This window comes from Streptomyces sp. NPDC059900 (assembly GCF_050270335.1).
In the GTDB taxonomy this organism is placed as follows: domain Bacteria; phylum Actinomycetota; class Actinomycetes; order Streptomycetales; family Streptomycetaceae; genus Streptomyces.
Window position 1 is genome coordinate 1 of the sequence record NZ_JBNNJZ010000088.1, and the last position, 22240, is coordinate 22240.

Annotated in this window: 17 protein-coding genes and 2 pseudogenes; 11 read left to right on the top strand and 8 right to left on the bottom strand. The window is 71.4% G+C overall.

Annotation, left to right across the window (positions count from 1 at the left end):
* From ACQKIP_RS15430 to ACQKIP_RS15450, 5 genes and pseudogenes are all read right to left on the bottom strand, one after another.
* Positions 1-1293 (bottom strand): DUF58 domain-containing protein (locus ACQKIP_RS15430; RefSeq protein ID WP_427743177.1); only part of this gene is annotated, 1293 nt, incomplete at its 3' end.
* Positions 1293-2285: an AAA family ATPase gene (locus ACQKIP_RS15435; protein WP_365857159.1), complete on the bottom strand. Its 993-nt coding sequence runs from the start codon at positions 2283-2285 to the stop codon at positions 1293-1295. The genes ACQKIP_RS15430 and ACQKIP_RS15435, both read right to left, overlap by 1 nt.
* Positions 2282-3475 (bottom strand): annotated as a pseudogene (locus tag ACQKIP_RS15440) (DUF4350 domain-containing protein); the annotation flags it as partial. The gene ACQKIP_RS15435 and the pseudogene ACQKIP_RS15440, both read right to left, overlap by 4 nt.
* A 344-nt stretch (positions 3476-3819) precedes the next feature.
* Positions 3820-4521 carry a DUF4129 domain-containing protein gene (locus tag ACQKIP_RS15445; RefSeq protein ID WP_365857162.1) on the bottom strand — a complete coding sequence of 234 codons (702 nt, stop codon included), beginning with the start codon at positions 4519-4521 and terminating at the stop codon, positions 3820-3822.
* A 4-nt stretch (positions 4522-4525) separates the two neighbouring features.
* Complete coding sequence (locus tag ACQKIP_RS15450; protein WP_365857165.1) at positions 4526-5827, bottom strand: glycerophosphoryl diester phosphodiesterase membrane domain-containing protein; 1302 nt, start codon at positions 5825-5827, stop codon at positions 4526-4528.
* A gap of 140 nt (positions 5828-5967) precedes the next feature.
* On the opposite strand from ACQKIP_RS15450, the gene mtnA reads away from it, so the two are divergent.
* The 7 genes from mtnA (at position 5968) to ACQKIP_RS15485 (ending at position 14848) form a co-directional block, all read left to right on the top strand.
* Positions 5968-7170, top strand: a complete 1203-nt coding sequence (gene mtnA / locus ACQKIP_RS15455) for an S-methyl-5-thioribose-1-phosphate isomerase (RefSeq protein ID WP_365857167.1) — start codon at positions 5968-5970, stop codon at positions 7168-7170.
* 4 nt (positions 7171-7174) lie between these two features.
* On the top strand, positions 7175-7864 hold the full coding sequence (gene mtrA, locus ACQKIP_RS15460; protein WP_190080121.1) for a two-component system response regulator MtrA: 690 nt from the start codon (positions 7175-7177) through the stop codon (positions 7862-7864).
* Position 7865: 1 nt separating this feature from the next.
* Positions 7866-10088 (top strand): MtrAB system histidine kinase MtrB, encoded by a 2223-nt coding sequence (mtrB, locus tag ACQKIP_RS15465; RefSeq protein ID WP_365857170.1) that lies wholly within the window; start codon positions 7866-7868, stop codon positions 10086-10088.
* The gene (locus ACQKIP_RS15470; protein WP_427743181.1) at positions 10078-11958 is read left to right on the top strand and encodes an LpqB family beta-propeller domain-containing protein; all 1881 of its coding nucleotides are present in this window, start codon (positions 10078-10080) and stop codon (positions 11956-11958) included. Before mtrB ends, ACQKIP_RS15470 begins: the two co-directional genes overlap by 11 nt.
* 108 nt (positions 11959-12066) lie before the next feature.
* Complete coding sequence (locus ACQKIP_RS15475; protein WP_365857172.1) at positions 12067-12897, top strand: ComF family protein; 831 nt, start codon at positions 12067-12069, stop codon at positions 12895-12897.
* A gap of 317 nt (positions 12898-13214) precedes the next feature.
* The gene (hpf, locus tag ACQKIP_RS15480; protein ID WP_427743183.1) at positions 13215-13907 is read left to right on the top strand and encodes a ribosome hibernation-promoting factor, HPF/YfiA family; all 693 of its coding nucleotides are present in this window, start codon (positions 13215-13217) and stop codon (positions 13905-13907) included.
* A 197-nt stretch (positions 13908-14104) separates the two neighbouring features.
* Positions 14105-14848 carry a response regulator transcription factor gene (locus ACQKIP_RS15485; RefSeq protein WP_365857176.1) on the top strand — a complete coding sequence of 248 codons (744 nt, stop codon included), beginning with the start codon at positions 14105-14107 and terminating at the stop codon, positions 14846-14848.
* A gap of 38 nt (positions 14849-14886) precedes the next feature.
* Here the strand turns inward: ACQKIP_RS15485 and ACQKIP_RS15490 are convergent, their stop codons facing one another.
* A complete protein-coding gene (locus ACQKIP_RS15490) occupies positions 14887-16077 on the bottom strand; it encodes a winged helix-turn-helix domain-containing protein (protein WP_365857178.1) in 1191 nt (396 codons plus the stop codon).
* A gap of 60 nt (positions 16078-16137) precedes the next feature.
* Positions 16138-16806, bottom strand: a complete 669-nt coding sequence (locus tag ACQKIP_RS15495; RefSeq protein WP_365857180.1) for a GNAT family N-acetyltransferase — start codon at positions 16804-16806, stop codon at positions 16138-16140.
* Positions 16807-17029: 223 nt separating this feature from the next.
* Here ACQKIP_RS15495 and secA point away from each other — a divergent pair, with 223 nt between their 5' ends.
* Entirely contained in the window at positions 17030-19861 is a 2832-nt protein-coding gene (gene secA, locus ACQKIP_RS15500; RefSeq protein ID WP_427743186.1) for a preprotein translocase subunit SecA, read from the top strand.
* Between the two features lie 83 nt (positions 19862-19944).
* Here the strand turns inward: secA and ACQKIP_RS15505 are convergent, their stop codons facing one another.
* A complete protein-coding gene (locus ACQKIP_RS15505; RefSeq protein ID WP_365857185.1) occupies positions 19945-20409 on the bottom strand; it encodes an Rv3235 family protein in 465 nt (154 codons plus the stop codon).
* Between the two features lie 369 nt (positions 20410-20778).
* Here ACQKIP_RS15505 and ACQKIP_RS15510 point away from each other — a divergent pair, with 369 nt between their 5' ends.
* The 3 genes and pseudogenes from ACQKIP_RS15510 to ACQKIP_RS15520 form a co-directional block, all read left to right on the top strand.
* The gene (locus ACQKIP_RS15510) at positions 20779-21240 is read left to right on the top strand and encodes a DUF6912 family protein (RefSeq protein WP_365857187.1); all 462 of its coding nucleotides are present in this window, start codon (positions 20779-20781) and stop codon (positions 21238-21240) included.
* Positions 21241-21443: 203 nt separating this feature from the next.
* Positions 21444-22124 carry an HAD family hydrolase gene (locus ACQKIP_RS15515; RefSeq protein ID WP_365857189.1) on the top strand — a complete coding sequence of 227 codons (681 nt, stop codon included), beginning with the start codon at positions 21444-21446 and terminating at the stop codon, positions 22122-22124.
* A 24-nt stretch (positions 22125-22148) separates the two neighbouring features.
* Positions 22149-22240, top strand: a pseudogene (locus tag ACQKIP_RS15520) (menaquinone biosynthesis protein); the annotation flags it as partial.

Below are 22240 nucleotides of genomic sequence, written 5' to 3' on the forward strand. Positions count from 1 at the left end.
CTTTAGGGACAGGTATGCGTCTGCCAGGGCCGGGGCCAGGTCCGTGGGGGTGGCGTCTACGACTGTGACGCCGTGCCGCATGAGTTGTTCTGCCGTGCGGTGGCGTTCCGTGTGGGCTTGGGCTGCGGCTGCCGCGTCGTACACGGCCTCTGTTGTTCCCCGGGACTTGGCCATCTGCTCTATGTGAGGGTCGGCCACCGATGCGAGGACGACTGTGTGGCGCTGGGTGAGCCGGGAGAGTACGGGGAGCAGGCCCTCTTCGATGGGTGCTGCGTCGAGGCTGGTCAGCAGCACGATCAAAGAGCTTCGGGTCGCGGTGCGGAGGGCTGTTGACGTCAGGCCTCTGGCGTCCGTCTCGACGAGTTCCGGTTCGAGTGCGGCCAGGGCGTTCACCACCGAGGGGAGCACGTCACCTGCTGCTTTGCCCTGGATCAGGGCGCGTACCCGGCGGTCGTACGCGAGGAGGTCCACGCGGTCTCCCGCACGGGAGGCCAGGGCCGCGAGGAGCAGGGCCGCGTCCATCGAGGCGTCGAGGCGCGGGGCGTCGCCGACGCGGCCGGCCGAGGTGCGGCCCGTGTCGAGGACGAGCAGGATGTGGCGGTCGCGTTCGGGGCGCCAGGTGCGGATCGCGACGTTGGACTGGCGGGCGGTGGCGCGCCAGTCGATGGAGCGGGTGTCGTCGCCGGGGACGTAGTCGCGGAGGCTGTCGAATTCCGTGCCCTGGCCTCGGGTCAGGACGCTGGTCCGGCCGTCGAGTTCGCGCAGGCGGGCCAGCTTGGACGGGAGGTGCTTGCGGCTGGCGAAGGGTGGCAGGACCCGGAGTGTCCACGGGACCTTGTGGCTGCCCTGGCGGGTGAGGAGGCCCAGGGGGCCGTACGAGCGGATGGTGACGCGGTCCGCCCGGTGGTCGCCGCGGCGGGTCGGGCGCAGGCGGGTCGTGAGGCGGCGGCGTTCGCCCGGAGGGATCGTCAGGCGGTGGCGGGATGCCTCGATCTCGGTGCCGGGCTGCCAGCTGCTGGGGGGCCAGGCGTCGCGGATCAGGGCGCGCAGGGGGCGGCCGGAGGGGTTGGTGACGGTCAGTTCGACGTCGGCGGATTCGCCCAGGCGTACGGAAGTGTCCCCGGTGCGGGTCAGGCCGAGGCGGCGTACGGGAGCGGCGAGGGCGAAGTCGCAGGCGCACGCCAGGGCCAGCGGGGCGTTCACGGCGAGGATGCCGGTCCAGCTGGGGTCCCAGATGCCTACGGGGAGGCTGCCGAGGGCCGCCAGGAGGGCCGTGCGGCCGGTGAGGGCCATCAGCGGGGGACCTGGACGTGGGCGAGGATCGCGTTGATGACGGAGTCGGCCGTCACACCCTCCATCTCGGCCTCCGGGCGGAGTTGGACGCGGTGGCGGAGGGTGGGCAGGGCGAGGGCTTTCACGTCGTCGGGGATGACGTAGTCGCGGCCCGTCAGCCAGGCCCAGGCGCGGGCCGTGGAGAGCAGGGCGGTCGCGCCTCGGGGGGAGGCGCCCAGGGTGAGGGACGGGGAGTCGCGGGTGGCGCGGCAGATGTCCACCACGTAGGCGGTGATCTCGGGGGAGACGGAGGTCTTGGCGACGGCGGCGCGGGCCGCTTCCAGGTCGGCGCGGCCTGCCACGGGGCGGATGCCGGCGGCGTGCAGGTCGCGGGGGTTGAAGCCTTCCGCGTGGCGGGTGAGGACGTTGATCTCGTCCTGGCGGGAGGGGAGGGGGACGGTGAGCTTGAGGAGGAAACGATCCAGCTGGGCTTCGGGGAGCGGGTACGTGCCTTCGTACTCGACGGGGTTCTGGGTGGCCGCGACGAGGAAGGGCTCCGGGAGGGGGCGCGGGGTGCCGTCGACCGTGACCTGGCGTTCCTCCATCGCTTCGAGGAGGGAGGACTGGGTCTTGGGCGGGGTGCGGTTGATCTCGTCGGCGAGCAGGAGGTTGGTGAAGACCGGGCCCGGCTGGAACGAGAACTCGGTGGTGCGGGCGTCGTAGATGAGGGAGCCGGTGACGTCGCTCGGCATCAGGTCCGGGGTGAACTGGACGCGTTTGGTGTCGAGTTCGAGGGATGCGGCGAGTGCGCGGACCAGCAGGGTCTTCGCGACTCCGGGGACGCCTTCGAGGAGGACGTGGCCGCGGCAGAGGAGGGCCACGACGAGGCCCGTTACCGCGGGGTCCTGGCCGACCACGGCCTTGGAGATCTCGGTGCGCAGGGACTCCAGGGAGGAGCGGGCGCTGCCGGAGCTCGCGGGGTTCTCGGCGTTGTCAGTGGTCGGGTCCATCATGAAGTACGTACCTCTTTTTCGAGGGCGTCGAGTTGGTCGGCGAGGGTGATGAGGGCTGCGTCGTTGCCCGGGGGCGGGCCGAAGAGGAGGGGGTGCAGGTCCTGGCCGGGGGTGCGGAGCCTGGCGGAGAGGGCGGGGAGCAGGGTCTCGGGGGCGTGGGCCTGGCCGGGGGTTACACCGATGAGGGGGGCGATGCGGGTGCGGGTGGCCGAGCGGAGGGCGGCGGCCGCGCGGTCGCGGGCGTTGGCCTTGCGGTAGAGGCGGGCTCGGCCTTCGACGGTTTCGGAGGCGCGGATGGCCACGGGGAGGCGTTCGGGGACCAGCGGGCCGAGGCGGCGGGCGCGCCACAGGGCGGCGAGTGCGGCGGCGATGGTGAGTTGCAGGGTTCCCCAGAGCCAGCCGTCGGGGATCAGGTCGAAGAAGTCGCGGTCGGCTTCGTCGGTGGCTGCGTCGTCTGAGAGGGAGGGGAGGTACCAGACCAAGTGGGTTCGGGAGCCGAGGAGTTGCAGGGCCAGTGAGGCGTTGCCCTGCTTGTCCAGGCGGTCGTTGAAGAGGATGTCGGGGGCGCCCAGTACGACGGTGTCGCCGCCTCCCCTGGCTGCCGGGAGGTGCAGGAGGCTGGGCAGGCCGTCGCTGAGGTAGCAGGCTTCGGCGTCCGGGGCGAGGGTGTCGTAGCGGAGGCCGCCCACGTCGGCGGAGCCCGCGCGCTCGGCGGCGGGGAGGGAGCAGCGGGGGGAGAGCGTCGAGTCGAGGCTGGGGGTGGCGTCCGCGGTGACCCCGGGGGCGAGGGTGCTGACCGAGGGGGTGCCGGGGGCGAGGAGGACGGTGCGGCCCCTGGAGTCCTCGGTGGCCGTGCGGAGGCGCTTTTGCTGGCGCTCCGTGAGGCGGTCGGGGGAGGCCACGAGGAGCGTGGTGTCCGGACCTGCCGCGGTCCTGGCCTCTTCGGAGGTGGTGACCACGCGGGTGGATACGTCTCGGTCGGCGAGGAGTTCGGCGACGGCGCGACTGCCGTAGGGGTCGGCGGAACGCGGGTCGAGGCGCCCGTGCTGGCCGCCGGAACGGACGGCCGCGATGGCGATGGCGGCTGCCAGGAGGAGTACCAGGGCGAGGAGGATGCCGCGGGTTCGGGTCCAGAGATGGCGGGGGGTGGGGGCGGAGGACGTCGGGGAAGCGGGGGCGGCTGCTTCGGTGAGGGGGGCGGTGGGTGCGGCCGCGTCGGCTCCGGGGAGGGCGGTGCTTGGCCTTGCGCCTCCGGGGTGGGTGGCACTGGGCGTTGCGGCTCGGGGGAGGCGGGTGCTGTGCGGGCTGGCTCCGGGGAAGCCGGTGCTTGGCGTTGCGTCTCCGGGGAGGGGGGCGCCGGGAGTTGCGGCTCCGGGGTGGGTGGCGCTGGGCGGGCCGGCTGCGGGCTGGGTGGCGCCGTGCGGGTCGGCTGCGGGCTGGGCGGCGCCGTGCGGGCCGGCTGCGGGGTGAGGGTTGGGTGGGTCGGTTTCGGGGTGGGCGTTGGGCGGGTTGGGTTCGGGGTTTTGGGGGGCCGTCACTGGGGGGCTCCCTGGGGGGTGGGGCTCAGCTTGGGCTTGGTCCGGAGCAGGGAATCGTCCAGGGTGCTCAGCTGGTGGTAGGTCTGGGGGGTGGCGGTGCGGCCGCCGTACGTGATGGCGTCGAAGGACTGTGCTGCCGTGTGGAGTTCGGCGGTGTGGGCCGGGAGGGTGCGGGAGGCTTCCGCTGCGGCTTCGTCCGCCGTTCGGCCGGGGCGGGGGTCGAGGAGGGCGCGTTCCTCCAGGGAGCGGACCACGGCGCGCATGCGCTCCTGGACGGCTTGGTTCCAGTGGCCCGCGGCGGCGTGCGCCTCGGCGGCGGCGCGGTGTTCCGCGGCCGTGCGCGGGCGGTCGTCGAAGAGGGCCGGGGCCGATGCGGGGGCGCGGTGCGGGGTGCCGAGGCGCCACCACAGCAACGCGACGAGGGCCAGCACGGCGACGACGATGACCAGAAGTCCCAGGCCGCCGCCCGGGGTTGCCCCCGAGGCTGCGGTGAACAGGTCGTCGACCCACTCCCAGAAGCGGTTCAGGGCGCGCTGGAGGAGGCTGGGGTCGTTCTCGTGGTACGGCGGCTTGGACAGTTCGCGTTCGGCGGCCTCGCGTGCGGGGTCGCGCGGGATCGTCACCGGCGGGGTGTCGTCGCCGGTGCCTCGTACCAGTGAAGTGACCGTTCTCGCGCCGTGCGGCACTGCCCCCGTCACCGCATCAGCTCCCGGGAGTTCCGGGGGCACTGCCGGGGGCGTTGGAGCCGCCGGTGCCCTGGAGGCCCGCCGCGCGCGCCAGTTCGAGGTCGAGGGCCTCGCGGCGGATGCGCTGGTCGACGTAGAGGAGCACGGTGACACCCGCGGTGATCGGGAACGTGAGCATCGAGCCGATGACCGAGCCGACGCCGCTGACGATCAGGAAGGTCCAGCCGAGGTCGCCGGTGCCGCCGTCGAGGAAGCCGGTGACGCCGTCGCCGCTCAGGGCGCCCGCGATGAGGGTGAAGGGGATGACGATGATCGACGCCACTACGTTGGCGATGACCGCGGCGAGCAGCTGGATGCCGAACACCCGCCACCAGGAGCCGCGGACCAGCTTCGCGGAGCGGGTCATCGACTTCTTCACGCCCTGCTTCTCCAGCATCAGGGCGGGCGAGGCGAGCGAGAAGCGGACGAGCAGCCAGATGGCGACGATCCCGGCGGCGAATCCGCCGAGCACGGCGAGGCTGATGCCGGCCTCGGACGACCCGGCCACCGCGACGAGTACGCCGGGCAGGGTGCCGGCGGCGACGATCGCGGCGCCGATGAGCGGAAGCAGCAGCGTCAGGCCGAACAGCCGCGGCAGCTGCGGCTTGGCGTCCTGCCAGGCCTCTGCCGTGGTGACCGGCTTGCCGAGCACCGCGCGGCTGGTGACCGTGGTGAGCAGGGCGGTGGCGACGATCGTGCCGAGCAGGGTGATCACCAGGATCACGCCCGAGCTCAGCAGGGTGTCGCCGAGGGCACGGGTCAGTTCGCCGACGGTCGCGCTCGGGTCGTCGAGGGCCTCCGTGCTCGCGCTGTCGTCGAGGACGAGCCCCTGGAGCAGGATGACGAGGATCTCCGTGAACACGGCCACGGCCAGGGAGATGCCGAGCACCGTGCGCCAGTACGTACGCATCGTGGAGACCGCGCCGTCCAGGATCTCGCCGACGCCGAGCGGCCGCAGCGGGATGACGCCGGGCTTGGCGGCGGGCGGCGGGCCCTGCCACGCGCCCCAGCCGGGGTAGCCGCCGGGGCCACCGGAGCCGGGGCCGCCAGGGCGTCCGCCGCCCCAGCCACCGCCGGACGGCGGAGGCGGCGGAGGCGGGGTCTGGCCGGGCGGCGGCGGGCTCGGGGCGGACCACTGGGCGGGCGGCGGCTGCTCCTTGGACCACTTCGACGGCGGTCCTTCGGGGTTGGCCGCGGGCTCGGCGGGTTCGCCCTTGCCCGAGTCCTGTCCGTCGGAGGGGGCAGATCCGGGCGAAGCCCAGCCCGGAGTGTCGTTCATCGTCGCTCCTTCACGGTGCCCGTCCGCGGTCGCGGCGGCCGGTTGGCAGCCATCGTGCCACGGCACACCCTTGCGGTGACCGGGCAGCGTATGGGCTGCACACCTTCAATTGTCCGACAGGTACGGGGCAGACTGGGCGGATGGCTGATCAGTTTGCGCAATCAGGCGAGGACATACGGCCCACCGAAACCCCGATGAGTTCAGCGCACCCGATGAAAGAGGCGACCTCGGCGCTCCCCGCGATCCCCGCGATCCGCTGGGCCGAGCCGCCGGAGGGCCCCGTACTGGTCCTCCTCGACCAGACCAGGCTGCCCGGCGAAGAGACGGAGCTGGTCTGCACGGACGCGCCCGCCCTGGTGCAGGCGATCCGCACGCTCGCGGTGCGCGGGGCGCCGCTGCTCGGTATCGCCGGTGCCTACGGCGTCGCGCTGGCCGCCGCCCGCGGCTTCGACGTGGAAGAGGCGGCGGTCGCGATCGCGGGGGCCCGGCCCACCGCGGTCAACCTCGGCCACGGCGTGCGCAGGGCCCTGGCGGCGTACCGCTCGGCGGTCGGGGGAGGGGCCGACCGGGAGGCGGCGGCCGCCGCGGCGCTCGCGGCCGCGCGTGCGCTGCACAGGGAGGACGCCGAGGCCAGCGCGCAGATGGCGGTGCACGGCCTCGCGCTGCTCGACGAGATGCTGCCGGGCGGCGGCCACCGCATCCTCACCCACTGCAACACCGGGGCGCTGGTCTCCGGAGGTGAGGGGACGGCGTTCGCGGTGGCCCTCGCCGCGCACCGGGCGGGGCGTCTTCGCAGGCTGTGGGTGGACGAGACGCGTCCCTTGCTGCAGGGTTCGAGGCTGACCGCGTATGAGGCGGCGCGGGCCGAAATGGCGTACACCTTGCTTACGGACAACGCGGCGGGATCGTTGTTCGCCGCCGGTGAGGTGGACGCCGTGCTGATCGGTGCCGACCGCATCGCGGCCGACGGTTCGGTGGCCAACAAGGTGGGGAGCTATCCGCTCGCTGTGCTCGCCCGCTATCACCACGTTCCGTTCATCGTGGTGGCGCCGGTCACGACCGTGGACCCGGACACCCCGGACGGAGCGTCCATCGAGGTGGAACAGCGGGCGGGTCAGGAAGTGACGGAGGTCACGGCACCGTATGTGCCGATGGCCGGATTCGAGGCGGGAGGCGGGATCGCGGTGGCACCTCTGGGGACCCAGGCGTACAACCCCGCGTTCGATGTGACGCCGCCGGAACTGGTGACGGCCATCGTCACCGAGGAAGGCGTCGTGTCGCCCGTGACAGCAGGGGGCCTGGGCGAGCTGTGTGCCAGGTCACGCCAGGTATCGATGAGCTAATGGGATGATGTCAGGCATGAAGGGACGAGTCCTTGTCGTCGACGACGACACCGCACTGGCCGAGATGCTCGGGATTGTGCTGCGTGGTGAAGGTTTTGAGCCGTCGTTCGTAGCTGATGGCGACAAGGCGCTGGCCGCTTTCCGGGAGGCAAAGCCGGATCTTGTACTGCTGGATTTGATGCTGCCGGGCCGCGACGGCATCGAGGTGTGCCGCCTGATCAGGGCGGAGTCCGGGGTGCCGATCGTCATGCTTACGGCCAAGAGCGACACCGTTGACGTGGTGGTCGGTCTTGAGTCGGGTGCCGACGACTACATCGTGAAGCCCTTCAAGCCGAAGGAGCTCGTGGCCCGCATCAGGGCGCGGCTGCGCAGGTCCGAGGAGCCCGCGCCGGAGCAGCTCGCCATCGGTGACCTGGTCATCGACGTGGCGGGGCACTCCGTGAAGCGCGAGGGCCAGTCGATCGCGCTGACGCCCCTGGAGTTCGACCTCCTGGTGGCGCTGGCCCGCAAGCCGTGGCAGGTGTTCACGCGTGAGGTGCTCCTCGAGCAGGTCTGGGGCTACCGCCACGCGGCCGACACCCGGCTGGTGAACGTGCACGTCCAGCGGCTGCGCTCGAAGGTCGAGAAGGACCCCGAGCGCCCGGAGATCGTGGTGACCGTCCGTGGTGTCGGCTACAAGGCCGGACCGAGCTGACATGTCCCGGGACAGTTCCCCCGTACCGCCCGGGGCTCCGGGGGGCCGCTCGGGGCGGACTGGCGGACCGGGACGGCGCGGCTCCACGTTCGGGCGGCTGCTCGACGGTGGTCTGCTGTTGCAGGACGGGGTGCAGGGCAGCCCCGTCCTGCGGCTCTTCGCGCGCTGGGTGCGGCGGCCGCTGCTGCCCGCGCTGCGGCTGTGGCGGCGCAACATCCAGCTGAAGGTCGTCGCCACGACGCTGCTCATGTCGCTCGGCGTGGTCCTGATGCTGGGTTTCGCCGTCCTGAGCTCGGTGAACAACGGCCTGCTCAAGGCCAAGGTGAAGGCTTCGCAGAGCCAGGCTGACGGCGGATTCCGGGCCGCGCAGGACGAGGCGAACGCCGCCCGGCCGCGCTCCGGGCAGGACAGCGGCGGCGGCACGTCCGACGGCGGGACGACGCCGCCCATCGCCGTATGGATGTCCGACCTGGTGGAGCAGCTCTCCAGCGGCGGGCAGAGCGCGTTCAACGTGGTGACGCTGAGCCCGACGTCCACGCGCGACGCCAGCGCGCGCGGGCCGCGTGCCTCCGGGGGCGTGGACCCGATCCAGAGCGTGCCCGAGGCGCTGCGCGACAGCGTCGACAAGGGCACCAGGGCGTATCAGAGCAATACCCGCATCGTCTTCAACGACGGCCGTGAAGCCCAGCCCGGCCTCGTCATCGGCAAGCGTCTGAACGACCCGGACGGACAGCCCTACCAGCTGTACTACCTCTTCCCGCTGACGCAGGAGGAGGAGTCCCTCGGCGTCGTCAGGACGACGCTGGCCACCGCGGGCCTGTTCGTCGTGGTGCTGCTCGGCGCCATCGCCTGGCTGGTGGTGCGCCAGGTCGTCACGCCGGTACGGATGGCCGCGGGCATCGCCGAGCGGCTGTCCGCCGGGCGCCTCCAGGAACGTATGAAGGTCACCGGCGAGGACGACATCGCGCGGCTCGGCGAGGCCTTCAACAAGATGGCGCAGAACCTCACGCTGAAGATCCAGCAGCTGGAGCAGCTCTCGCGGATGCAGCGCAGGTTCGTCTCGGACGTCTCGCACGAGCTGCGTACGCCGCTGACGACCGTACGGATGGCCGCCGATGTCATCCACGACGCGCGCGTGGACTTCGATCCGGTGACGGCGCGCTCCGCCGAGCTGCTCGCCGACCAGCTCGACCGGTTCGAGACGCTGCTCGCCGATCTCCTGGAGATCAGCCGGTTCGACGCGGGCGCGGCGGCTCTGGAGGCCGAGCCGATAGACCTGCGCGAGGTCGTACGACGGGTCGTGGGCGGCGCCGAGCCGCTCGCGGAGCGCAAGGGGACGCACGTGCGGATCGTCGGGGCCGAGCAGCCCGTGGTCGCCGAGGCCGACGCCCGCCGGGTGGAGCGGGTCCTGCGCAACCTCGTGGTCAACGCCGTGGAGCACGGCGAGGGCCGGGACGTCGTGGTGCGGCTCGCCGCGGCGGGCGGCGCGGTCGCGGTCGCGGTGCGGGACTATGGAGTGGGGCTCAAGCCCGGCGAGGCGACCCGCGTGTTCAGCCGCTTCTGGCGGGCCGACCCGGCACGCGCGCGTACCACCGGCGGTACGGGTCTGGGGCTCTCCATCGCCCTGGAGGACGCGCGGCTGCACGGCGGCTGGCTCCAGGCGTGGGGCGAGCCGGGCGGCGGTTCGCAGTTCCGTCTGACGCTGCCGCGCACGGCGGACGAGCCGCTGCGGGGCTCGCCGATACCGCTGGAGCCCGACGATTCGCGGCGCCACCGCGGTCTGAACGACGCCGGTCTGCCGCTGGGCGGCACGAACAAGCTCGCCACGGTGCCCGCGCAGCCCTCGGCGGCGGAGCGGGTGCCGCCGCCGGTGCCCGCGAGGGCGCCGATCGCGCCGCGACTCGCGCAGCCTCCGGCCACGGCGGATCCGACCGCGTTGCCGGGCAACGGGTCGCGGGTCGTACCGCGGCGGCCGCTGGACGACGCTCTGCCGAGCGGCGAGGAGCCGGGGGAGGCCGCGGCCGGGGGACACGCGTCCGAGGTCCCCGCGTCCGGGGGACGCGCCTCCGAGGTCCCCGCGTCCGACGGGCGCCCGTCGGACGGACCTCCGTCGGAGGTGGCCCGGAGAGCCGGTGAGCCGACGACGGAAACGGATCCCGTCAGCGAGGCGGGGGAAACGGAAACGGATCCCGCCAGGGAAGGGGAGGCCTCACGTGGGCGCTGACCACGATCGCCGCGCTCACGTACCCGCGTACCGGCGCCACCGGCGTCCGCTGCGCGCCGGCCTGCTGTTCGGCTGCTGCGGAGTGCTGCTCGCGGGCTGCGCCTCGATGCCCGACAGCGGCAACCTCAAGGCCGTCGACGCCTCCCAGCGCCCCGACTCGCAGTCGCAGGTCCGGGTCTACGCGATGCCGCCCGCCGACGACGCGGGCCCCTCGGAGATCGTCCAGGGCTTCCTGGAGGCGCTGACCAGCGATGACCCCGATTTCGCGATGGCGCGCAAGTATCTGACCAAGGAAGCGTCCAGGACCTGGGACCCCGGTGCGCGGACGACGGTCCTGGAGAACGGGCCCAGTACGGGATCGGGCAGTGTCGGTGACGACCGCGAGAGCGGCCGTTCGTTCCCGCTGACCGGGCGCAAGGTCGCCACGGTCGACAAGGAGCACGCGTACCAGCTCGACGACGCCGCCTACAACCAGGTCGTCCACCTCACCCAGCAGGACGGTTCCAACGGCAAGGAGTGGCGGATCGACCGGGTGCCGCCGGGGGTCGTGCTCGGGCAGTCCGACTTCCAGCGGATCTACTGGTCCGTCAACAAGTACTACTTCGCGACGCGTGCGGCCGGTTCCTCGGGTACGGCGGGCGGTCAGCAAGGACTCGTCGCCGATCCCGTCTACATACGCCAGCGAATAGACCCCGTGACGGAGACCGTCAAGGCGCTGCTCGACGGTCCCACCACGTGGCTCAAGCAGGTCGTGGGCACCCGCTTCCCGACGGGCACCAAGCTCAAGGCGGGCACCAAGACGCTGGCGCCCGACGAACAGGGCAAGCTGACGGTGCCGCTGAACGCGAAGGCCGATACGGCGGACCAGGAGCGGTGCACCGAGATGGCCGCGCAAATGCTCTTCACGCTCCAGGACCTGACGTCGTCCGGCGTCGAGGAGGTGGAGTTGCAGCGCCGCAACGGCTCGCAGCTGTGCGTCCTGAGCAAGGAGCGGGCCGAGTCCGTCGCCTCGCGCCGCACCGCGGAGCACCCCGACTACCAGTACTTCATCGACGACAAGCAGCGCCTGGTGCGGATGCCGGCCAGCCAGGGCGGCGGGGCGAGCACGGAGCCCGTGCCGGGGAAGCTGGGCAGTGGCGAGCAGCCGTTGCGCTCGGCGGCCGTCTCGCGCGACGAGGAGCGGGCGGCAGGGGTGTCGCTCGACGGGCGTTCGCTCTACATGGGGTCGCTGGTCTCCGAGGCGCCGCTCGGCAAGCCGGAGGTGCGCAGCAAGGCCAAGTCGGAGGAGGACGGTCTCTCCACGCCCAGTTGGGACGGCCGCGGTGACCTCTGGGTCGCCGACCGCGACCCGAAGCGCCCGCGGCTGCTCTGGCTCGACCAGGGTGCGGGAGAGCCGATGCCGGTCGAGATCGCGAACCTCGACGGGCGGATCGAGGCGGTGCGCGTGTCGGCCGACGGCGTGCGGATCGCGCTCCTGGTGAAGAAGGACGGCAAGACGTCCCTGAAGATCGGCCGCGTCGAGCGGACGGGCGCCAAGGGCGAACAGCCGGCCATCTCGGTGGTCGAACTGCGCCGGGCCGCACCGCAGATGGAGGAGGTCACCGCCATGTCATGGGCGGGTGGCAGCCGCCTCGTGGTGGTCGGGCGCGAGTCCGGCGGCGTGCAGCAGATGCGGTACGTCCAGTGCGACGGCTCGATGCCCGCGAGCACGACGCTGCCCGGCCTCACCGGCGTGAAGGAGATCGCGGCCTCCGAGGACGAGCGGCAGCCGCTGCTTGCGCACTCGGACGACGGGATCGTGCGGCTGCCCACCGGTGCGCAGTGGCAGACGGCGGTCAAGGAGGGGTCGGCTCCGGTCTATCCGGGCTGACACGCACCGCAACCACAGGAGTAACACCCTGCCGGTGCCGTGGAGTTGTCCACAGGTGGTTATCCACAGGGGTGGCAGGGCCGCGCGCGCCTTGGCACAGTGGTGGGCATGCCGGGGTGGTGGCAGGACCTCACCGATCTGGTGCTGCCGGCCGAGTGCGGAGGCTGCGGCAGGCCTCGTACGGCGCTCTGCGCTCAGTGCGGCGATGCCCTGTGCGGTAGCGCGCCGCGCCGGGTGCGGCCCGATCCCCGGCCGGACGGGCTGCCGGTGGTGCATGCGGCGGCTCCGTACGGGAACGCGGTGCGGGCGGTGCTGCTCGCGCACAAGGAGCGGGGTGCTCTGGGGCTCGCGGGGCCGCTGGGCGCGTCGCTGGCCGGGGCGGTGCGTGCGGGACTGCGGGAGAGCGGGACTCCGGCAGGCGTACGGGGTGGCGGCGCGGGAGGTGTTGACGCTGCGGGAGGTGATGACGCCGCAAGGGGTGGTGACGCTGAGGTACTGCTCGTGCCCGTGCCGTCGGCCCGCCGGGCCGTGCGGGCGCGTGGCCACGATCCGGTACGGCGGATCGCGCTGGCCGCTGCGGGTGAGCTGCGGCGGGGCGGGACGCGGGCCAGGGTGCTGTGCGTGCTGCGCCAGCGCCGTGCCGTGGCCGATCAGTCGGGGCTCAACTCCCGGCAGCGGCAGGCGAATCTGCGGGGTGCGCTCGAGGTGACCGCGGGTGGCGGGCGGCTCCTGGCCGGCGCTGGCCGGGTCGTGATCGTGGACGACCTGATGACCACGGGCGCGACCCTGGCGGAGGCGGCCCGCGCAATACGTGACGTACACACGGAAAGTAAAGGGGGAGTCGCGGTGGTAACAGCCCGTGAAATTGCGTGCGAGAACACGATCACTGCGGCTGTTGTCGCCTCCTCGCCGGATTCTTTCGGAATAAACCGGAACTGACGGGGAACTTGCATCGTTGCAGGTAGTGAGAGGGTCAATACACCTGAATGGAGGTATGCAGCGGTAGAGGGTGACGACATCCGTCCTAGCGAGATATCTTCGGTTGTGAGGAATGGCGGACGCCGACCCTCGCATATCGGAATGCCGGTCGCCGGGTTTTTTCTGCAAACAACCGGGCCGGTCGGGGTGGAGATCTTGTTCGCGGGGGAGGAGGAGGTGGAAGTCACCGAGTCCGAGGCTCCGGGAGTCACCGGGGCCTGGTGCAAAAGGGAGATGCTCCGCCGCCGAAGCGGGGCGATCCGGGAACGGAGTTCTGCGTGGACATCGTCGTCAAGGGCCGCAAGACCGAGGTGCCCGAGCGGTTCCGCAAGCACGTGGCCGAGAAGCTGAACCTGGAGAAGATCCAGAAGCTCGACGGCAAGGTGATCAGCCTCGACGTCGAGGTGTCCAAGGAAACCAACCCGCGTCAGGCCGACCGCTGCGACCGCGTGGAGATCACCCTCCGCGGGCGTGGGCCCGTGATCCGCGCGGAGGCCTCGGCAGCCGATCCGTACGGCGCGCTCGACCTTGCCACGGCCAAGCTCGACGCACGACTGCGCAAGCAGCACGAGAAGCGCCACAACCGGCGCGGCACCGGCAGGCTCAGCGCCGCCGAAGTGGCCGAGCGGGTGCCGGACGCGGCGACTCTCAACGGCGACGGCACCCTCGCGCGTGACGAAGAGCCGGACGGCGTGCCCGTCAAGAGGATCGGCTCACTGGAGGTCCAGGGCGAAGGCCCGCTCGTGGTCCGCGAGAAGACCCACGTGGCGGCCCCGATGTCACTGGACCAGGCGCTCTACGAGATGGAACTCGTCGGGCACGACTTCTACTTGTTCGTCGACTCGGAGTCGAAGGAACCGAGTGTCGTCTACCGGCGGCACGCTTACGACTACGGCGTCATCCGCCTCAACACCGACCCGATGGTCGCGCGGCCCGAATCGGGCGGCGGGGGCGGTGCGCTCGGCGGCTGACCCCGGTCGGCCGAGGGATGTGACGGTGCCCCTGGAGTGCTTGTGCGCCCCCAGGGGCACCATCGTGCGACCCCTGCGCGCAACGCGCGGCCGTCCGGGCATGAAATCATGGGCGGAGCCGGCCAACCGGTGTGCTGCTGCCCCGGGTTGGCGGCAGTCGACGCACAACGGGGCCATGGCCTTCAGGGGGAGGAACGATGGCGGACAGCTTCGGACCGATGCGGGATGAGGGTGCCCACGACGGCATCGGCATCGGCACGGATGCGGGCGCGTCCCGCAAGGAGCCCATCAGGGTCCTTGTGGTGGACGACCACGCGCTCTTCCGCCGGGGCCTTGAGATCGTCCTCGCGGCCGAGGAGGACATCCAGGTGGTCGGGGAGGCGGGCGACGGCGCCGAGGCGGTGGACAAGGCCGCGGACCTGCTGCCGGACATCATCCTGATGGATGTACGCATGCCCAAGCGCGGCGGCATCGAAGCGTGCACCTCCATCAAGGAGGTCGCGCCCAGCGCCAAAATCATCATGCTGACGATCAGCGACGAGGAAGCGGACCTCTACGACGCGATCAAGGCGGGCGCCACGGGCTATCTCCTCAAGGAGATCTCCACGGACGAGGTCGCCACGGCGATTCGCGCGGTGGCCGACGGGCAGTCGCAGATCAGCCCGTCCATGGCGTCGAAACTGCTCACCGAGTTCAAGTCGATGATCCAGCGCACCGACGAGCGCAGGCTGGTGCCCGCGCCGCGGCTGACCGACCGCGAACTGGAAGTGCTCAAGCTGGTGGCCACGGGAATGAACAACCGCGACATCGCGAAGGAGTTGTTCATCTCCGAGAACACCGTGAAGAACCACGTGCGCAACATCCTGGAGAAGCTTCAGCTGCACTCCAGGATGGAGGCGGTCGTCTACGCGATGCGGGAGAAGATTCTCGAGATCAGGTGAGACCCGGCCGGGACGTCAGCCGAAGCCCGGCCGGGACGTCAGCCGAGGGCGCGGACCAGCTCGGCGGTCAGCTCGGGACGGTCCATCCGCTCCACCCGTACGGAATCGCAGCCGACCCAGGACGCCGCCTCACGGAGCGCCTGCGCCACCGCGGGCACGGCCTTGGCGCCGTCGAGCGACACCTGCTTGGCGACCAGCGTGCTGCCCTCGCGGGCGGGGTCCACGCGGCCGACCAGGTGACCCCCGGCCAGGACCGGCATCGCGAAATAGCCGTGGATCCGCTTGGGCTTGGGGACATAAGCCTCCAGGCGGTGGGTGAAGCCGAAGATCCGCTCCGTGCGCGCCCGCTCCCAGATCAGGGAGTCGAAGGGCGAGAGGAGCGTCGTGCGGTGGCGGCCGCGCGGGGCCGTCTCCAGGGCCGCGGGATCGGCCCAGGCGGGCTTGTCCCAGCCCTGCACCGTCACCGGGACCAGGCCCGAGTCCGCGACCACGGCGTCGAACTGCTCGCCCTTGAGGCGGTGATAGTCCGCGATGTCCGCGCGGGTGCCCACGCCGAGCGACTGCCCGGCCAGGCGGACCAGGCGGCGCAGGCACTCCGCGTCGTCCAGGTCGTCATGGAGCAGCGTGTCCGGGATCGCGCGCTCGGCGAGGTCGTACACCCGCTTCCAGCTGCGGCGCTCGGTGCAGACCACCTCGCCGTACATCAGGGCGCGCTCGACGGCGACCTTCGCGTCCGACCAGTCCCACCACTCGCCCTTGTTCTTCGCGCCGCCCAGTTCCGTGGCGGTCAGGGGGCCTTCGGCGGTGAGCTGCTTGATGACCGTGTCGTACGCCCCGTCGGGCAGGTCGTGGTGCCAGTGCGGGCGGGTGCGGTAGGCGCGGCGGCGGAAGGCGAAGTGCGGCCACTCCTCGATGGGCAGGATGCACGCGGCGTGCGACCAGTACTCGAAGGCGTGCGGCCGGGCGGGGCCATTGCCCGGCGACACTCCGTCCCAGTACGCCGCCTCGACCCTGTCGCGGCCGACGGCGCCGAGGCGGGCGTACGGAATGAGCTCGTGCGAGCGGGCGAGGACCGAGATCGTGTCGAGCTGGACCGCGCCGAGATGCCGCAGCACGCCCCGCACGCCGGACCTGCGGTCCGGGGCGCCGATGAACCCCTGGGCGCGGAGCGCGATACGGCGGGCCTCGTCGGCGGAGAGGTCGATGGCGGGGCGCGGCAGGCTCGTCATGCCGGAAACGATAAGGGTCGCCACTGACAACGCTCCTGGCCTGCGCCGATGGGCCGGAGCTCAGCCCTTGGCCGGGTCCATGGCCGCGTCCACGGCCGATTCCGCCGTCGGCTCCCCGGCGGATTGCCCTGCTGATTCCCCTGCCGATTGCCCGGCCGATTGCCTGGCCGGCAGATACGGCTGGGCCGAGGGCATGCCGAGGTCGCTCGGCAGCAGGGCGCCCACCCAGCAGTCACGGAGCGTGGTCTTGTTCAGGAGCGCGCCGCGCAGGGTGCCCTCGACGACGAAGCCCGTCTTCTCCGCCACCGCGCGCGAGCCCGTGTTGCCGACCTCGGCGCGCCACTCCAGGCGGGTGCAGCCCAGATCGGTGAAGGCCCACCGGGCCAGTTCGAGGACGATCTCCGTCATATAGCCGCTGCCGCGGTACTCCTTCGCGGTCCAGAAGCCGACCTCCCAGGCGCCCGAGCGCGGGTGGTGCAGGCTGGCGGCCGCGACCAGGGGCCCGCCGCTCCTGGGCCGTACGGCGAAGGTGTACTCCGTGTCGTGGCGCCAGCCGTCCGGCACCATCCGCGTCACGAAGCCCGCCGCGTCCGAGTGCGCGTAGGGCGAGGGGACCGTGGTCCAGCGCTGGATGTCGGCGTCCTGGCACGCTTCGTACGTCTCGTCGGTGTCGGCGGGCGTGAACGTGCGCAGGATCAGGCGTTCGGTCGTGAGGGTGACTGGCTCCATCCGGTGATTCTGCGGGGGCCGGGGACCAGGGGCCAGTGCTTTTCGCCGACCTTTGACCCGCATTTCGCCGAGCGCTGATCGGCACAACCCGGCACCTTCCAGGCCCCCCGTCCGTTGACGTATCGGCAGACCTCCCGGCGCGGCCCGCTCCTCGCTTACGATGGCCGTTGCCCTATGAGTAAACCGACCATGCCAGGCCCGACCGGCAAGGAGACCAACCCCCGTGTCCGTCCTCTCGAAGATCATGCGTGCAGGCGAAGGCAAGATCCTGCGCAAGCTGCACCGCATCGCGGACCAGGTCAACTCCATCGAAGAGGACTTCGTCAGCCTCTCCGACGCCGAGCTGCGCGCGCTGACCGAGGAGTACAAGGAGCGTTACGCCGAAGGCGAGACCCTTGACGACCTCCTCCCCGAAGCCTTTGCCACGGTGCGCGAGGCCGCCAAGCGCGTCCTCGGCCAGCGGCACTACGACGTCCAGATGATGGGCGGCGCCGCGCTGCACCTCGGATCTGTGGCCGAGATGAAGACCGGTGAGGGCAAGACGCTCGTCGGTACCCTCCCCGCGTACCTCAACGCCCTGTCGGGCAAGGGCGTGCACCTCATCACGGTCAACGACTACCTGGCCGAGCGCGACTCCGAGATGATGGGCCGCGTCCACAAGTTCCTGGGTCTGTCCGTCGGCTGCATCATCGCCAACATGACGCCGGCCCAGCGCCGCGAGCAGTACGCGAGCGACATCACGTACGGCACGAACAACGAATTCGGCTTCGACTACCTCCGCGACAACATGGCGTGGTCGAAGGACGAACTGGTCCAGCGCGGCCACAACTTCGCGATCGTCGACGAGGTCGACTCGATCCTCGTGGACGAGGCCCGTACGCCGCTGATCATCTCCGGCCCCGCCGACCAGGCCACCAAGTGGTACGGCGACTTCGCCAAGTTGGTCACCCGCCTCACCAAGGGTGAGCCCGGCAACCAGCTCAAGGGCATCGAGGAGACCGGCGACTACGAGGTCGACGAGAAGAAGCGCACCGTCGCCATCCACGAGTCCGGCGTCGGCAAGGTCGAGGACTGGCTCGGCATCGACAACCTGTACGAGTCGGTGAACACCCCGCTCGTCGGTTATCTGAACAACGCCATCAAGGCCAAGGAGCTCTTCAAGAACGACAAGGACTACGTCGTCATCGACGGCGAAGTCATGATCGTCGACGAGCACACCGGCCGTATCCTCGCGGGCCGCCGCTACAACGAGGGCATGCACCAGGCGATCGAGGCGAAGGAAGGGGTGGACATCAAGGACGAGAACCAGACCTTGGCGACGATCACCCTCCAGAACTTCTTCCGCCTCTACAAGCGCCACGACCACGACGGCAAGGAAACCCCCGGCCTCTGCGGCATGACCGGTACGGCCATGACCGAGGCCGCCGAGTTCCACCAGATCTACAAGCTGGGCGTCGTGCCGATCCCGACGAACCGGCCCATGGTCCGCGCCGACCAGTCGGACCTGATCTACCGCACCGAGGTCGCGAAGTTCGCCGCCGTCGTCGACGACATCGCCGAGAAGCACGAGCAGGGCCAGCCGATCCTGGTCGGCACGACCTCTGTGGAGAAGTCGGAGTACCTCTCCCAGCAGCTCTCCAAGCGCGGCGTCCAGCACGAGGTCCTGAACGCCAAGCAGCACGACCGTGAGGCACCGATCATCGCCCAGGCCGGCCGCAAGGGCGCCGTCACCGTCGCCACGAACATGGCCGGACGAGGCACGGACATCAAGCTCGGCGGCAACCCCGACGACCTCGCCGAGGCGGAGCTGCGCCAGCGCGGCCTCGACCCCGTCGAGCACGTCGAGGAGTGGGCCGCAGCGCTGCCCGCCGCCATGGAGAAGGCCGAGCGTGCCGTGAAGGCGGAGTTCGAGGAGGTCAAGGACCTGGGCGGTCTTTACGTCCTCGGCACCGAGCGCCACGAGTCGCGCCGCATCGACAACCAGCTGCGCGGTCGTTCCGGCCGTCAGGGCGACCCCGGCGAGTCCCGCTTCTACCTCTCGCTCGGCGACGACCTGATGCGGCTCTTCAAGGCGCAGATGGTCGAGCGCGTGATGGCCATGGCGAACGTCCCGGACGACGTGCCGATCGAGAACAAGATGGTGACGCGCGCGATCGCGTCCGCCCAGTCGCAGGTCGAGCAGCAGAACTTCGAGACCCGTAAGAACGTCCTGAAGTACGACGAGGTCCTCAACCGCCAGCGCGAGGTCATCTACGGCGAGCGTCGCCGCGTCCTGGAGGGCGAGGACCTCCAGGACCAGGTCACGCACTTCATGGACGACACCATCGAGGCGTACATCGCGGCGGAGACCGCCGAGGGCTTCGCCGAGGAGTGGGACCTGGACCGGCTGTGGGGCGCCTTCAAGCAGCTCTACCCGGTGAAGGTCACCATCGAGGAGCTTGAGGAGGACGCGGGTGACCGCGCGGGTCTGACCGCCGAGTTCATCTCCGACTCCATCAAGGACGACATCCACCAGCAGTACGAGACGCGTGAGGAGCAGCTCGGCTCCGAGATCATGCGTGAGCTGGAGCGGCGGGTCGTCCTCTCGGTCCTCGACCGCAAGTGGCGCGAGCACCTCTACGAGATGGACTACCTCCAGGAGGGCATCGGCCTGCGGGCCATGGCGCAGAAGGACCCGCTGGTCGAGTACCAGCGCGAGGGCTTCGACATGTTCAACGCCATGATGGACGGCATCAAGGAAGAGTCCGTCGGCTACCTGTTCAACCTGGAGGTCCAGGTCGAGCAGCAGGTCGAGGAGGTTCCGGTGTCGGACGCGGCTTCGCTGGAGAAGAAGGACGCCGTTCCCGCCGGTGGCGGCCGTCCCGAGATCCGCGCCAAGGGGCTCGACGCCCCGCAGCGGCCCGACCGTCTCCACTTCCAGGCGCCGAACGCCGAGGGCGGGGTCGACGAGGGTGACTTCGAGACCGAGGACGCGGGTGCGCGGTCCGAGTCGGACGGGATGACGCGGGCGGAGCGGCGCAAGGCCCAGAAGGGCGGGCGTCGCCGCAAGAAGTAGTCGCGGGGCGTTTTAGCCGCGTCGCGTTACGTGGGGCCGGGCACCGGGAGGTGCCCGGCCCTTCGCGTTGCCTCCCGGCGTTGCTAGGAGGGGGCCGGGGCTCCCACCTCCACCGCCGTGCAGCGCCACCTAGCGTCCTCGCCCAGATGCAGGCGGAAGGCCAGCGCCCTGAGGGCCGAGCCCGTGCCGATCCTCGCGAAGACCTCGTAGACGCCGGGCCGTGGCTCGTAGTGGCCGATCCGGTGGACCGTGGGGCGGCGGCCGTTCACGGTCAGCGGGGCGGATGCGGCGAGGCGGGTCAGGTCGTCGAAGGCCGTGTGGGCGATGTGCCGGGCCGCCCAGTGGACAGGCTTCTGGCCGCTGAGGACCAGGAGCAGGCGCTCGGCGAAGAGTTCCGTGGGGTGCGGAGGGGGCTGGGGCGGGGTCCTGAGGGGGCGCGGGGGTGTGCGGGGCGCCGAGGGGCGGCGGGTGTCCGTGCGGCCCGGTGGGCGGGTGGCCGCCGGGCGGGGGCGGGGCCTGGTCATTACCTTGCTCATCGCCGTGTGCATGCCGTGTCGCCTCCGGGGTCGCTGTTCCGGTCGCCTTTGGTACCGGGGAGTAACTTCTGTGGGGATCTTGTACGGGGGCGGCGGCGGGGGGTGCAAGGGGCGCGGGCGGTGCGGGCGGGGGCCGGAGGGATCACCTATCCGGGTGGCCGGGGGTGTCCGATTCCGGGCGGGCGCCGGGGTGGGGCGGGTGAAGGGCGGGGGTGCGGGGTGACGCGGGGGGCGGGGGTGGGGCACAGCTCGAAGGGGGACTCCCGCGCGTATTCTGGGGGCCTGTTGCTTGACCTTCCGGCTTCGGCTTTGGCATCGGCCTCGGCTATGGCTTCCGGTTCTCTGTCCCTCCACATCCCTCCCTCGTGAAAGCGGGTCGTCATGCGCGTCTACGTTCCCCTGACCCTGAGCCGCCTCGCCGAGGTGCACAAGGCGGGCGAGCTGGGGCCCGCGCCGCTGACCGCCTTTGCCGTGACGCCGGATCTGCGTGAGTGGGTCGCCTCCGACGACACCGAGGAGCTGGAGTACGCCGCCCTTGGCCAGGCCGCGGATGCCTCGCTGCGGCTGATCGCCGGGGATGCGGGGGCGGCCCGGCGGCGGGTCGTGCTGGCCGCGGACGTGCCGGACGGAAGCCTTGAGCAGGGGGCGCCGGAGCTCGGCCTCGGTGAGGTACGGGTCGGTGGCGTGCTGGGGCTGAAGAAGGTGGCCGCCGTGCATGTGGATGCGGGGGATGCCGAGGCGGATGTTGCCGCGGCGGTGGCTGCCGGTGGGCAGGGGGACGGGGTCGAGGATCATGAGCTGCTGTGGTTTGCCACGCAGGAGATTCCGGGGTTGATCGGCTGAGGGGTTGCGGGGCGCTCCGCAGGGACGGGGCTCTCCCTCCCGCCCGCCCGTTTGCTCCGCATCCGGTCCTGGACGAACACGCTTTCCCGTCCACCGGCCCGATGCCCTGCGGTGGGGCTCCGTTCGCCGGGCTTACGGGCCCCGCAGCGGAGGCGCCGTAAAACCGGGAGTGGGGCGGCCGGGGGCACGGGTACCGTCTTGCTATGGGGAAGCAGCTGCGCGGCGCGCATATTGTCTGGGACTGGAACGGCACTCTGCTGCATGACATTCATGCGGTGATCGACTCGACGAACGCGTCGTTCGCGGAGATCGGGCTCGACCCGATCACGCTGGAGCGCTATCGCGATCTGTACTGCGTTCCCGTCCCGCTGTTCTACGAGCGCCTGATGGGGCGGCTGCCCACGGATGCCGAGTGGCAGGTCATGGACGCCGTCTTCCACAAGCACTACTGGGCGCGCGCCGAGGCCTGCGGCCTCACCGACGGCGCCGCCGAACTGCTCGCGGCGCGCCGGGCCGCCGGGCGTACGCAGTCGCTGCTCTCGCTCGCACCGCACGAGCACCTCGTGCCGATCGTGCGGCGGCACGGCATCGAGGAGCACTTCGTGCGCATCGACGGGCGTACGGACGCCTCGCACGCGGGCAAGGCCGAGCGGATGGTGCGGCACCTCGCGGCCCTGGAAGGGGTTGCCGCCGCCGAGCGGGTCGTGGTCATCGGTGACGCCGTCGACGATGCCGTGGCGGCGGCGCACGTGGGCGCGCGGGCCGTGCTGTACACCGGCGGCTCGCACAGCCGGGCCAGCCTGGAGGCGGTCGGCGTGGAGGTCCCGGTGGTCGACAGCCTCACCGAGGCAGTGGAGGCCGCGGAACGCCTCGCAGCCGCCTAGCCTTCCCGGCCCCGGCCGCCCGGGCCCGACTACTACACGTGCCCGCCCGACCTCGGTCTGATGATGCAGGAGGCGGACGCCGCCGTGCTCATCGGGGACGCGGCGCTGCGGGCGAA

Excerpts from the sequence above, each read along its gene's own strand:
- ACQKIP_RS15505 (WP_365857185.1), bottom strand. The coding sequence starts at position 20,409 with ATGCACACGGCGATGAGCAAGGTAATGACCAGGCCCCGCCCCCGCCCG.
- mtnA (WP_365857167.1), top strand. The coding sequence starts at position 5,968 with ATGGCTGATCAGTTTGCGCAATCAGGCGAGGACATACGGCCCACCGAA.
- ACQKIP_RS15495 (WP_365857180.1), bottom strand. The coding sequence starts at position 16,806 with ATGGAGCCAGTCACCCTCACGACCGAACGCCTGATCCTGCGCACGTTC.
- ACQKIP_RS15490 (WP_365857178.1), bottom strand. The coding sequence starts at position 16,077 with ATGACGAGCCTGCCGCGCCCCGCCATCGACCTCTCCGCCGACGAGGCC.
- ACQKIP_RS15485 (WP_365857176.1), top strand. The coding sequence starts at position 14,105 with ATGGCGGACAGCTTCGGACCGATGCGGGATGAGGGTGCCCACGACGGC.
- ACQKIP_RS15515 (WP_365857189.1), top strand. The coding sequence starts at position 21,444 with ATGGGGAAGCAGCTGCGCGGCGCGCATATTGTCTGGGACTGGAACGGC.
- mtrB (WP_365857170.1), top strand. The coding sequence starts at position 7,866 with ATGTCCCGGGACAGTTCCCCCGTACCGCCCGGGGCTCCGGGGGGCCGC.
- ACQKIP_RS15435 (WP_365857159.1), bottom strand. The coding sequence starts at position 2,285 with ATGATGGACCCGACCACTGACAACGCCGAGAACCCCGCGAGCTCCGGC.
- ACQKIP_RS15510 (WP_365857187.1), top strand. The coding sequence starts at position 20,779 with ATGCGCGTCTACGTTCCCCTGACCCTGAGCCGCCTCGCCGAGGTGCAC.
- mtrA (WP_190080121.1), top strand. The coding sequence starts at position 7,175 with ATGATGTCAGGCATGAAGGGACGAGTCCTTGTCGTCGACGACGACACC.
- ACQKIP_RS15450 (WP_365857165.1), bottom strand. The coding sequence starts at position 5,827 with ATGAACGACACTCCGGGCTGGGCTTCGCCCGGATCTGCCCCCTCCGAC.
- ACQKIP_RS15475 (WP_365857172.1), top strand. The coding sequence starts at position 12,067 with ATGCCGGGGTGGTGGCAGGACCTCACCGATCTGGTGCTGCCGGCCGAG.